The organism is Actinomadura roseirufa, from assembly GCF_900659635.1.
Taxonomy (GTDB): Bacteria; Actinomycetota; Actinomycetes; order Streptosporangiales; family Streptosporangiaceae; genus Spirillospora; species Spirillospora roseirufa.
Map to the genome: position 1 here is coordinate 1 of NZ_CAACVB010000240.1, position 11,401 is coordinate 11,401.

The 11,401-nt window shown below is 74.1% G+C and carries 11 protein-coding genes; 8 read left to right on the forward strand and 3 right to left on the reverse strand.

The window, feature by feature from the left end:
* A partial coding sequence (locus E1291_RS43470) for a hypothetical protein (protein WP_207401068.1) occupies window positions 1–259 on the reverse strand: 259 nt, incomplete at its 3' end.
* A gap of 41 nt (window positions 260–300) precedes the next feature.
* Here E1291_RS43470 and E1291_RS33090 point away from each other — a divergent pair.
* The 6 genes from E1291_RS33090 to E1291_RS33115 all read left to right on the forward strand — a co-directional run bounded on the left by E1291_RS33090 (window position 301) and on the right by E1291_RS33115 (window position 4,757).
* Window positions 301–1,071, forward strand: coding sequence for a GntR family transcriptional regulator (locus E1291_RS33090; protein ID WP_207401069.1), 771 nt, complete (start codon window positions 301–303; stop codon window positions 1,069–1,071).
* A gap of 181 nt (window positions 1,072–1,252) precedes the next feature.
* A complete protein-coding gene (ulaA, locus tag E1291_RS33095; protein WP_131742012.1) occupies window positions 1,253–2,716 on the forward strand; it encodes a PTS ascorbate transporter subunit IIC in 1,464 nt (487 codons plus the stop codon).
* Between the two features lie 75 nt (window positions 2,717–2,791).
* Complete coding sequence (locus E1291_RS33100) at window positions 2,792–3,094, forward strand: PTS sugar transporter subunit IIB (protein WP_131742013.1); 303 nt, start codon at window positions 2,792–2,794, stop codon at window positions 3,092–3,094.
* Entirely contained in the window at window positions 3,091–3,540 is a 450-nt protein-coding gene (locus tag E1291_RS33105; protein ID WP_165495400.1) for a PTS sugar transporter subunit IIA, read from the forward strand. Before E1291_RS33100 ends, E1291_RS33105 begins: the two co-directional genes overlap by 4 nt.
* A complete protein-coding gene (locus tag E1291_RS33110; RefSeq protein WP_131742015.1) occupies window positions 3,533–4,312 on the forward strand; it encodes a sugar isomerase domain-containing protein in 780 nt (259 codons plus the stop codon). Before E1291_RS33105 ends, E1291_RS33110 begins: the two co-directional genes overlap by 8 nt.
* A 187-nt stretch (window positions 4,313–4,499) precedes the next feature.
* Window positions 4,500–4,757 (forward strand): EF-hand domain-containing protein, encoded by a 258-nt coding sequence (locus E1291_RS33115; RefSeq protein WP_131742016.1) that lies wholly within the window; start codon window positions 4,500–4,502, stop codon window positions 4,755–4,757.
* Window positions 4,758–4,875: 118 nt separating this feature from the next.
* On the opposite strand, the gene pgi is transcribed toward E1291_RS33115, so the two are convergent.
* Window positions 4,876–6,507 (reverse strand): glucose-6-phosphate isomerase, encoded by a 1,632-nt coding sequence (pgi, locus tag E1291_RS33120; protein ID WP_242614532.1) that lies wholly within the window; start codon window positions 6,505–6,507, stop codon window positions 4,876–4,878.
* 229 nt (window positions 6,508–6,736) lie between these two features.
* Here pgi and E1291_RS33125 point away from each other — a divergent pair, with 229 nt between their 5' ends.
* Window positions 6,737–8,113, forward strand: coding sequence for an NADP-dependent succinic semialdehyde dehydrogenase (locus E1291_RS33125; RefSeq protein ID WP_131742018.1), 1,377 nt, complete (start codon window positions 6,737–6,739; stop codon window positions 8,111–8,113).
* Between the two features lie 27 nt (window positions 8,114–8,140).
* Here the strand turns inward: E1291_RS33125 and E1291_RS33130 are convergent, their stop codons facing one another.
* Window positions 8,141–9,640, reverse strand: coding sequence for a serine/threonine-protein kinase (locus tag E1291_RS33130; RefSeq protein WP_207401070.1), 1,500 nt, complete (start codon window positions 9,638–9,640; stop codon window positions 8,141–8,143).
* A 557-nt stretch (window positions 9,641–10,197) separates the two neighbouring features.
* Here E1291_RS33130 and E1291_RS33135 point away from each other — a divergent pair.
* Window positions 10,198–11,253 carry an ABC transporter substrate-binding protein gene (locus E1291_RS33135; protein WP_131742019.1) on the forward strand — a complete coding sequence of 352 codons (1,056 nt, stop codon included), beginning with the start codon at window positions 10,198–10,200 and terminating at the stop codon, window positions 11,251–11,253.
* Window positions 11,254–11,401 lie beyond the last annotated feature (148 nt).

The window sequence follows — 11,401 nt, forward strand, 5'->3', positions numbered from 1 at the left end:
CGGGGGCCGCCGGGACCGCGCCGAGCGCGGCCGGCGTCACCAGGGGGAGCAGCAGCGCCAGGGCCCCTCTCGCCCGTGCCCCGGGGGGCCTCGTACATGAGCGCCCGGCCGCCCGGGCCGTCGCGCTCGCGTGCTCCGTTCCCGGATCTCGCCGGCCCGCGTGGGTCATCTCGCCGCCCTCCCCGCCGCGCGCGGGCGCGGCCCTCGGCCGTCTCCGGACGGTCTTCCCGGGCCGCACCGCGCCCACCTCGGCAAACATCGCCAAAAGTGGTATTGACCAGTCGGCGGATTGGACATAACGTGTGCGCGACGGGATCGGCGTTCGAGGAGGTGAGCGGCATGTCGGTGGCCAAGGAGTCCCGCAACGGGAGCACGAAACGGCAGGCCGTGCGCCGCGAGCTCCTCGCGATGCTGGAGGGGCTCGACGTCGGGGACTCCCTGCCGTCCGAGCGCCGGCTGGCCGAGGACCTCGGCGTCTCCCGCCCGACCCTGCGCCAGGCCATCGACGGCCTGGTCGCCGAGGGCCTGCTGGACCGGCGGCACGGGAGCGGTACCTACGTGGCCGAACCCCGGATCGCCGTCTCGCTGACCATGACCTCCTTCACCGAGGACATGATCAGGCGCGGCATGCGGCCGGGGGGCCGGGTGCTGTCGTTCCGCACCGAGACCGCGGGGGCGCGGATCGGCAGGCGGCTGGCCCTCTCGCCCGCCGAAGAGGTATTTACCATTCGACGGCTCCGGCTGGCCGACGACGCCACGATGGCCATCGAGACGCTGTACATGCCCCGGGTGCTGCTGCCCGGCCTGCGCCGCCAGGACCTCGAGGGCCGCTCCTTCTACGACCTGCTGCGCGGCGAGGGCGTCGCGATCGCCTCGGGCACCGAGACGATCGAGCCGACCGTCACCACCACGGAGGAGGCCGCCGACCTGGGCGTCCCCGTGCACATGCCCGCGTTCCTGATCCAGCGGGTGACCAGGGACGGGGACGGCAGGCCGCTGGAGTACGTCCGTTCCGTCTACCGCGGCGACCGGTACCGGCTCGAACTCGACCTGAGACCGCCGCCGCACTGACCCGCGCGGGGCGGCCCGCACCCGCCCGCGCCCACCGGCACCACCACCGCCACCAGATCCGCCCGGCTTGCCGGGAACGCTCCAAAACCCATCCGACGGCCATGACGGCCCGACCGCACCAACCGCGCTGACGGGGGCGACAGCGCACCACCCCACCCCCGAGAAGTGAGGCGACCCACCCATGGACGTCATCAAGGACATCCTCACCTTCCTGGCCGACAACGTGTTCGGCCAGGTGCCCATCCTCATCGGGCTGATCACCCTCGCCGGGCTGCTGCTGCAGCGCAAGCGGTTCGAGGACGTCTTCGCCGGCGCCCTGCGCGCGACGATCGGCGTCGTCATCCTCTTCATCGGCATCGACGTGTTCACCGGCGGGCTGAGCAGCTTCCAGACGGTGCTGGCCAGCGCGATGGGCACGAAGCCGCCGAAGGCCGACCACACGCTGACCGACTTCCTCACCTCGCAGGGCGGGACGATCGCGCTGGTCATCACGGTCGCGTTCCTCACCCACGTGCTGATCGTGCGGATCTTCCCGGCGGCCCGGTACCTGTACCTGACCGGGCACCTGATGTTCTGGATCAGCACGGTCACGGTCGCCTCGCTGGTGACGATCGCCCCGGGGCAGGACCAGCTCACGCTGGTGCTGTGCGGGGCCGGGTTCGTCGCCGCCTACTGGACCGTCCAGCCGCTGTGGATGCGGCCGCTGATGCGCCGCGTCATGCCGGACGACCGGTTCGGGTTCGCGCACACCAGCTCGCTGTCCTGCCTGGTCACCGGGTTCGCGGCCCGGCCGCTCGGCAGCCGCGAGAAGCACGACACCGAGCGGCTGAAGCTGCCGCGCCAGCTGTCGTTCTTCAAGGACGTCAACGTCAGCACCGCGCTGATCATCTCGCTGATCATGCTGGTGGCGGTCGCGTTCGCCGACCACGCCGTGGTCGACAAGGCCGCGGCGGCGCTGGACCCCAAGCTGTCCCCGTGGGTGTGGGCGCTGCTGGTGGGCCTGCGGTTCGCGGGCGGCATCGCCATCCTGCTGTTCGGCGTGCGGATGTTCCTCGGTGAGATCGTCCCGGCGTTCAAGGGCTTCAGCGACCGGGTGATCCCCGGCACCCGCCCCGCGCTGGACGTGCCGACCGTCTTCCCCGTCGCGCCCACCGCGGTGATGCTCGGGTTCGTCACCTCCACGAGCGTCTTCCTGGTCTGCCTCGCGGTGTTCGCCGGGGCCGGCTGGTTCACCCTCGCGCCGCCCATGATCATGCTGTTCTTCGTCGGCGGCGCCGCCGGGGTGTTCGGCAACGTCGTGGCGGGCTGGCGCGGCGCGGTGCTCGGCGGCGTGATCAGCGGCCTGGTCCTCGCCGTGGGCCAGGCGGTCACCTGGGGCCTGTACGAGCGGACCGCCCCGGAGCTCGCCACCCTCGCCGACCCCGACTGGTACGCGATCGCCTGGCTGCTGAAGGCCGCGGACCCGGTCGTCGGCGACGGCACCATCTGGCTCGTGCCCGCGGTGGCGCTGGCCGCGATGGTCGCCACACTGCTCGTCCTCGGCCGCGCCGAGCGGCGCCGCGCGGACGCGGAGCCGGCGCCGGGCGAGGCGCGGACCGCGGCCGGCGGCGGGGTCGCCGGCGGAGCGGCCACCGAGCGCGCCTGAGCGCACCGGCACGGTGACCCGCCCGCGCGGTGAGCCGGCCACGAAGACAGCCGCCGACACGAGAGAGGGACCGACATGGCACTGGACCGGCAACTGGAGATCCTCGCGGTCTGCGGGGTCGGCATGGGCTCCAGCCTGATGCTCAAGATGACCGCCGAGGACGCGCTGCGCTCGCTCGGCGTCGACGCCCGGGTGGAGAACACCGACGTGTCGACGGCACGCGGGATGACCCCCGACGTGGTCATCGGGCAGGGGATGCACACCGGCGAGATCGCCGACCTGGCGCCCGTGGTCATCACGATCAGCGACTTCCTCGACAAGGAGGGCCTGGAGGCGCAGCTGCGCGAGCGCCTGGCCGAGCAGGGGTGGCTGTCGTGACCGCGGCGGGCGGGATCCTCACGGCGGCCGCCGGGGTCGCCGCCGGGGACTGGCGGGAGGCCGTCCGCGCGGCGGCCGCCGCGCTGGTCGCCGCGGGGGCGGCGGGCGAGGGCTACCCGGAGGCATGCGTCCGGGTGGTCGAGGCGAACGGCCCGTACATCGTGCTGACGAAGGGGCTGGCGCTCGTGCACGCCCGTCCCGAGGACGGCGGACTGGCCGTCGGCGTGGGCGTGACCCGGCTGGCGGAGCCCGTCGAGTTCGGCCATCCGGAGAACGACCCGGTGGATCTGCTGCTCGCCTTCTGCACGCCCGACCCGGACGCGCACGTCGGGACACTGGCCGCGCTGGCGCGCGCGCTGTCCGCGGGACTGGCGGACCGGCTCCGCGCGGCACCCGGGCAGGAAGACATGACCCACGCCCTGAAGGAGGCCCTTTCCGATGCCTGACGCATCGCCCCTGGCGGCCGACACGGCCCAGGAGCCCTTCCCCGGCCGGGTCCGGTCGCTGCTCGACGAACTGGACGCCACGTCCGGCGCGTCGATCGGCCGGGCCGCCGAACTGCTGCTGGAGTCGTTCACCGCGGACGGGATCGCGCACGTCGCGGGCGCCGGGCACTCCCTGGCGATGGTCTGCGAGACGTTCTACCGGGCGGGCGGCCTGGCCGCCGTCCGGCCGATCTGGGATCCGCGCGTGCTGCCGCTGGACGACGCGCTGCGCAGCACCCTCGCCGAGCGGCGCGCCGGAGTGGGGCGGGGCATCGTCGAGGCCGCCGCGCCCGTGCCCCCGGACGTGGCGGTGGTCTTCTCCAACAGCGGCCGCAACCCCTACCCGGTCGAGGTCGCCGCGGAGTGCGCCGCGCGGGGCGTGCCGGTCATCGCGGTGACCTCGGCGCGCGCCTCGGGCCTCGCCGCGCCCCGGGCGGCGACGACGCTGGCCGACCACGCCACGATCGTGCTGGACACCTGCGTCCCGCCCGGCGACTCCCTGCATCCGCCCGGCGCGCCCCGCACGGCGGCGGCCTCCACGATCCTCGCGGCCTACGCGTGGTCGCGGGTGCTGGCCGAGCTGGACGACCTCGCGGCCGCGCGCGGAGTGGACCTGCCCCGCTGGACCAGCGCGAACGTCCCGGGCGGGGACGAGGTGAACGCCGCGCTGCTGGAGCGCTACCGGAGCCGGATTCCCGAGCTGACGGGCGGGCGGGAGGGTCCCTCGGACTGAGCCGCCGATGCCCGCCGGGGCCGACGCCCCGGCTCCGGCGGGCGCGGTCCGAGGTGTCCCCGCGGAGAACCCGGAAAGCGCGGGATGAACGTCTGGGAACCGGGTCAGGTCGCCCGGCGTTTCGCAGACGAGTCCGCTCTTCCCCTATGGCATGATGCGGGCACACTGGACCGATACGAGGAGTGAGATGACCACCAGACCGACCGAGGACGACCTTCATGCCGTGTTCAGGCGCGCGGACCTCGGCGGCGACGACAAGCTCGACCTGATGGAGTTCACGCTGGTCCTGGACAGCCTCGGGCTGTCGTGGACGCGCGCGGAAACGCAGGACAGGTTCGAGCAGGCGGACACCAACCGCGACGGCTTCATCTCCTACACGGAGTTCCGCGTCATCCTCGAGGTACAGGGCTGGGTCGAAGGACCCCTGCCCGGCGCGCGCGCCTGACCCGGCGCCGCGCGGCGGGAGACCCCGCCCGAGGACCGCGCACGACGACACGAACGACGAGCAGGTACGGAACGGGCCCGCCGGATGACCGGCGGGCCCGTTCGCGTCGGCGGCCGTCTCAGACGGCGCGCCCCCGCAGTTCGCGGTAGCGGCGGACCAGCGCCGCGGTGGACGGGTCCGGGGCCTCGGCCGGAGGCTCGGCGGAGGTGAGCGCGGGCGCGAGGTCCATGGCCATGACCTTGCCCAGCTCGACCCCCCACTGGTCGAAGGAGTCGATGCCCCAGATCGTCCCCTGGACGAACACGATGTGCTCGTAGAGCGCGACGAGCTCCCCGAGGGTCTTCGGGGTCAGCTTCGGCGCGAGGATCGTGCTCGTGGGCCGGTTGCCGGGCATCACCTTGTGCGGGACGACCGCGGCGGGCGTCCCCTCGGCGGCGATCTCCTCGGCGGTCTTGCCGAAGGCGAGCGCGGAGGTCTGCGCGAGCAGGTTCGCGGTGAGCAGGTCGTGCATGCCCGCGGGGTCCTCGAACGGCTCGGCGAACCCGATGAAGTCGGCCGGGACGAGCCGGGTGCCCTGGTGCAGGAGCTGGTAGAAGGCGTGCTGGCCGTTGGTGCCGGGCTCGCCCCAGAAGATCTCCCCGGTCTGCGCGACGACGGGCGCGCCGTCGGCCCGCACCGACTTGCCGTTGGACTCCATCGTGAGCTGCTGCAGGTAGGCGGGGAAGCGCGACAGCCGCTGGCTGTAGGGCAGGACGGCGTGGGTCTGGGCGCCGAAGAAGTCGGTGTACCAGACGCCGAGCAGGCCCATCAGGACCGGCATGTTCGCCTCGAACGGCGCGTGCCGGAAATGCTCGTCGATCTCGCGGAAGCCCGCGAGCATCTCCCGGAACGCCTCGCCGCCGATGGCGATCATCAGGGACAGCCCGATGGCGCCGTCGAAGGAGTAGCGGCCGCCGACCCAGTCCCAGAAGCCGAACATGTTCTCGGTGTCGATGCCGAAGTCCGCCACCCGCTCGGCGTTGGTGGACACGGCGACGAAGTGCCGGGAGACGGCCTCGGCGTCGCCGAGGCGCCCGACGAGCCACTCCCGGGCGACCTTGGCGTTGGTGAGCGTCTCCAGCGTCCCGAACGTCTTGGAGCTGATGACGAACAGGGTCCGCTCGGCGTCCAGGCCCGCGAGCGTGCCGGCGATGTCGGCCGGGTCGATGTTGGAGACGAACCGGCAGCCGATCCCCGCGTCGGCGTAGTCGCGCAGCGCCTCGTAGGCCATCGCGGGACCGAGGTCGGAGCCGCCGATGCCGATGTTGACGACCGTCGTGATCGGCTCGCCGGTGAAGCCCGTCCACTCCCCCGAGCGGACGCGGGCGGCGAACGCGGCCATCCGGTCCAGGACGGTGTGCACGTCGGACGCGACGTCCTGCCCGTCCACCGTCAGGGACTCGCCGGGCGGCAGCCGCAGCGCGCTGTGCAGGACGGCGCGGTCCTCGCTGACGTTGATGTGCTCACCGGCGAACATCGCGGCGATCCGCTCGCGCAGCCCCGCCCGCCCGGCGAGGGAGACCAGCAGGCCGAGCGTCTCGGCCGTCACGCGGTGCTTGGAGTAGTCCAGGTGAAGGTCGCCCGCGGACACCGTCATGCGCTCGACGCGTCCCGGGTCCTCGGCGAAGAGCTCGCGCAGGTGCCGCCCCGCGAGCACCGACTGGTGCTCGGCGAGCGCCGCCCACTCGGGCGCCTCGGTGATATCAGCCATTGCCTCTCTCATCTCCTCGGCGGGGCCCGGCGGACGCCGAACGGCCCCCCGGGCGCCCCACCGTCCCCACGGCGATCATAGGTCGTGCTCATCACGAGCCCGGCCTTGTTAACCGCGAACGGTCGCCGGCTCATCCCGCGGCCGCGTCCCGGCGCGGCGAGTCAGTTTCCAGGGGTGCGGCACGGGCAGGTCCCGGGTGACCGAACGGACATCCAGGGAGCATTCGGATATGACCACGATCGCCACGACCAACCCCGCGACGGGGCGGGTGGAGAAGACCTTCGACGCGCTGGCCGAGGACGAGATCGACCGGCGCATCGGGCGCGCCGCCACCGCGTTCGCCTCCTATCGCACCACCGCGATCGGCGAGCGGGCGGCGTGGATGCGCGCGGCGGCGGACATCCTGGACGGCGAGGCCGGCCGGATCGGCGCGATGCTGACGGCGGAGATGGGCAAGACCCTCAAGGCCGCCGAGGCGGAGGCGCGCAAGTGCGCCGCCGCGTGCCGGTACTACGCCGGTCGGGCGGCCGGGTTCCTCGCCGACCGTCCCGCGGACGCGGCGGCGGTGGGCGCCTCGGGCGCCTACGTCCGTTACCAGCCGCTCGGTCCCGTGCTGGCGGTCATGCCGTGGAACTTCCCGCTCTGGCAGGTGATCCGGTTCGCCGCGCCGGGGCTGATGGCGGGCAACACCGGGCTGCTCAAGCACTCCTCGAACGTCCCGCAGACGGCGCTGTTCCTGGAGGACCTGTTCCGCCGCGCGGGGTTTCCCGAGGGCGTCTTCCAGACCCTGCTCATCGGGTCCGGCGACGTCGAGCGGGTGCTGCGCGACCCGCGAGTGAGGGCGGCGACGCTCACCGGCAGCGAGCCCGCCGGGCGGTCGGTCGCCGCGATCGCCGGGGACGAGATCAAGCCGACCGTGCTGGAGCTCGGCGGCAGCGACCCGTTCGTGGTCATGCCGTCGGCCGACGTCGCGGCGGCGGCCGAGGCGGCGGCCGCGTCGCGGTGCCTGAACAACGGGCAGAGCTGCATCTCCGCCAAGCGCTTCATCGCCGACATCGGCGTCGCCGACGAGTTCGAGCGGCGCTTCGTCGAGGCGATGACCGCGCTCTCGGTGGGCGACCCCATGCGGGAGTCCACCGACGTCGGCCCGCTGGCCACCGAGCGGGGCCGCGCCGACGTCGAGGAGCTCGTGGCGGACGCGACCGGCAAGGGCGCGACCGTGCTGTGCGGCGGGCGGCGCCCGGACGGGCCCGGCTGGTTCTACCCGCCGACCGTCCTGTCCGGCGTGACGCCGGAGATGCGCGTGTACCACGAGGAGGTGTTCGGGCCGGTGGCGTCCCTGTTCCGCGTCCGCGGCGTGTCGGAGGCGGTCGAGGTGGCGAACGCGACGGGCTTCGGGCTCGGCTCGAACGCCTGGACGCGCGAGCCGGACGAGCGGGAGCGGTTCGTCCGGGAGCTGGACGCCGGTCAGGTCTTCATCAACGGCACCACCACGTCCTACCCCGAGTTGCCCTTCGGCGGCGTCAAGCGGTCCGGGTACGGCCGTGAGCTGTCGGAGCAGGGAATGCACGCCTTCTGCAACGCCAAGACCGTCTGGGTCGCCTAGACCGGCGCCGCGGACGGGCCGGACGGGTCAGGGCACCACACGGAACATCGTCGTGGCGGCGTCGCGGCGGCTGGGGGCGGAGACGAAGAAGATGTGCGGTCCGGGCGGCAGCGGCCCGGCGGTGAACTCGTGGGTCTGGTTGACGGCGTAGTTGAACGTGCCCCGGCGATCGGCGACCGGGCCCGGCCGGTCGGCGAACCGGTCGAGCCACACGGTGACCCGCTCGCCCGGGGACCAACCCGACCCGTGGACCACGAAGACGGTGTCGCCGTCGCCCTCGTCCTGGTTGACCATGATCCGCGGGTTCCCGGTGGGCCGCTCGCCCGCCCCGTCGCGCGGCGCGGGGGGATCGCCGCCCGGTCCCGGCGGCGGGCGGCCCTCGGGTCCGGGCGCCGCCTCGGCGGGCCGGGCGGGACCGCCGGCGGGCCAGAACGAGCGGCCGAGCAGGGCGCCGACGCAGATCAGGCCGATCGCGAGGACCGAGGCGACCCGGGTGCGGGGCTCGGCCAGGAACGCGCGCGCCGACGAGGACGACGACGGCTCGCGCGTGCTCTCGCCGCCGCGGCTCCGGACGGGGACCGGCGCGGCGGGGCGCGGATCGGGGACGGGGACGGGGACGGGGACGGGGATGCGCGGGCCCTCCCCGAACTCCCGGACCAGGTCGAGGGCGGTTCCCGACAGGTACGGCACGCCCGGGTCCAGGCCGAGGTGCGGGGAGACCGCGGCCAGGACCTCCCCCGGACGGGGACGCCGCGCCGGGTCGCGCTCCAGGCAGCGCTGGACGAGCCGGCTCAGCTCGACGGGGAGACCGGCCAGGTCGGGGGCGCGCGTCGCGAGCTGCGCCATCAGCTCCAGCACGCCCTCACCGGCGTAGGGGCCGTGCCCGGTCGCCGCGAACAGCAGCACCGCGCCGAGCGCGTACACGTCGCTCGCGGCCGACACGCCGCGCGGCCCCTGGGCCTGCTCCGGGGCCATGAACGCGGGCGTCCCGACCGCGACCCTGCTGAGCGTCACGCGGGCGCGCTCGGCCGCGTGCGCGAGCCCGAAGTCGATCACTCGCGGCCCGTCCAGTGAGACGAGCACGTTGGACGGCTTGAGGTCGCGGTGCACCAGGCCCGCCGCGTGGATGGACTCCAGCGCCTCCGCGCAGCCCGCGGCGAGCCACCGGACCGCCGCCAGGGGCAGCGGGCCCGAGGCGCCGACGAGCCGCTCCAGCGACGGCGCGGGAACGTAGGCGGTGGCGAGCCACGGCACGTCCGCGCCCGCGTCGGCGTCCACGACGGCGGCGGTGTACACGCCGCTGACCCGCCGCGCCGCGGCGACCTCGAGGCCGAACCGGGCGCGGAAGTCGGGCTCGCGGGCCAGCTCGGCCCGCACGGTCTTCACCGCGGCCAGCCGGCCCGACGCCGACCGGCCGAGGTACACCCGCCCCATCGAGCCGGCGCCGAGCCGGCCGAGGAGCGCGTAGGGGCCGACCGTCCCCGGGTCGTGCCCGTCCAGCGGGTCGAGCGGGCCCTCGTATGCCACGATGTCGCCTCCCCGGCCGTCACCTGCCCGACATGGTGGACGGCCGAGGTCACGAAACGTCATCGGGGGCGGCGGCGCGTCCGATTTCGGTCAGGCCCCCACCGTAACGGCCCCGCCGGCCTCGGCCGGTCTCCGGCCGATGATCTCCTGGCCGCCCGCCGCCGCGACGCCGCGGATCTCCCGCCGCGGCGTATCGCTCGCGCCGGGCCCGGTGCGACGGCCGTCACCAGCGGCTATGGACGCTCCATGCTTGACTTCTAGTATTCCTACCTTAATTATAGGAAATATGCCGCACGTCCTGATCGTCCGGCGCGTGGTCGTCCTCATGCGCCTGAACAGCACCCTCTGTCGGTAACCGCGCCCGGCGCGTCGCGCGCCCAGGACCGTTCCACCCCGTCCGCCGTGCCGGCGCGCCACCGCGCCCCGGACGGCCCACCCCCCACCCTCTTCTCTCCCCGTCGAGCCCGCCGCACCCGTCGTGACCGGCAGGGCTCCCGTCCGCCTGCGGCCGGTCCCCGCCGACCACCTCGCCCGAACCCATGAGGGGCTACGCCACCATGTCCATCTTCCGTCACCGATCGCGTGTCCTGGCCGCCGCCGCGGCCGCCGCCGCCCTGCTCGGCCTCACCTCCGCGTGCGGGGACGAGGCCAAGGCGGGCGGGTCGCGCGGCGGCTCCGGCAGCGCCGTGATCAAGCTCAAGAACCCCGGCAACGCGGGCCCGCTCGCCTACGCCAAGCGCGAGAAGATCCTGGAGCGGCGGCTGAAGGCCGTCGGCGCCCGGGTGGAGTGGGGCGGCTCCTACGCCTCGTTCACCGCGACGATCGACGCGGTCCGCGCCGGCTCGGTGAACGCCCTGGAGGGGGCGATCTCACCGGCGCTCGGCTACCTCGCCAACAGCCGCGACATCAAGATCTTCTCGGTCACCGACCCGGTGACCGACCGGACCGCGCCGCCGCGGGACGGCCTGGTCGTGCCCGCCAAGAGCCCCGTCCGGTCCGTGAAGGACCTGGAGGGCAAGCAGGTCGCGGTCAACAAGGGCGGCCGCGGCGAGTACCTGCTGCTGCTCGCGCTGCGGCAGAACGGGATCCCCGCCGACAAGGTGAAGCGGGTGTACCTGAACCCGGTGCAGGGCGCCTCGGCGTTCGCCACCGGCAAGGTCGACGCCTGGTGGGCGATCGTCGACGCCTACCCGGAGGTGGTCGCCAAGGGCGCCCGCGTCCTGCTCAACGGGCGCGACCTCCCCGACCGCGACCTCAACATCTGGGCCGCCCGCACGGAGCTGCTGAACAAGCACCCCGAGGCCGTCAAGGTCTTCCTCGACACCCTGCGCGAGCTGACCGAGCAGGAGAAGCGCTCACCGGAGCGCTTCCAGAACGTCTTCCTCCAGAAGGGACCGACGGCCGTCTCGGGCGCGCGGCTTCAGGACAACCTCGCCAAGGCCCGGTTCGAGAACGTCCCGCGCTACGCGGGCGCGGAGGACGGCAAGTACATCGACGACGTGGCCGGGGTCTTCCGGCAGTACGGCGTCCTCCCGGCCGCCATCCCCGCCGCCGAAGTGATCTTCGACCTGCGGGGGGCCGCCTCGCCCGCCCCGTCGGGGCGGGCGTCGTGACGCTGGAACGGCCGCACGCGCCGGCCGTCCGCGCGGACCCGCCGGAGGAGCGCGCGCACCCGCCGGAGGAGCTCGAGGGCGGGCCGCCGGAGAACGGCGGCCCCGGCGGCGAGACGGAGCTGCGGGTCCCGCCGCGGATCGGGACGCG

Bases quoted from the DNA above. Each gene is read 5' to 3' on its own strand.
- pgi (WP_242614532.1), bottom strand. From the start codon at position 6,507: ATGGCTGATATCACCGAGGCGCCCGAGTGGGCGGCGCTCGCCGAGCAC.
- E1291_RS33135 (WP_131742019.1), top strand. From the start codon at position 10,198: ATGTCCATCTTCCGTCACCGATCGCGTGTCCTGGCCGCCGCCGCGGCC.
- E1291_RS33115 (WP_131742016.1), top strand. From the start codon at position 4,500: ATGACCACCAGACCGACCGAGGACGACCTTCATGCCGTGTTCAGGCGC.
- ulaA (WP_131742012.1), top strand. From the start codon at position 1,253: ATGGACGTCATCAAGGACATCCTCACCTTCCTGGCCGACAACGTGTTC.
- E1291_RS33100 (WP_131742013.1), top strand. From the start codon at position 2,792: ATGGCACTGGACCGGCAACTGGAGATCCTCGCGGTCTGCGGGGTCGGC.
- E1291_RS33125 (WP_131742018.1), top strand. From the start codon at position 6,737: ATGACCACGATCGCCACGACCAACCCCGCGACGGGGCGGGTGGAGAAG.
- E1291_RS33110 (WP_131742015.1), top strand. From the start codon at position 3,533: ATGCCTGACGCATCGCCCCTGGCGGCCGACACGGCCCAGGAGCCCTTC.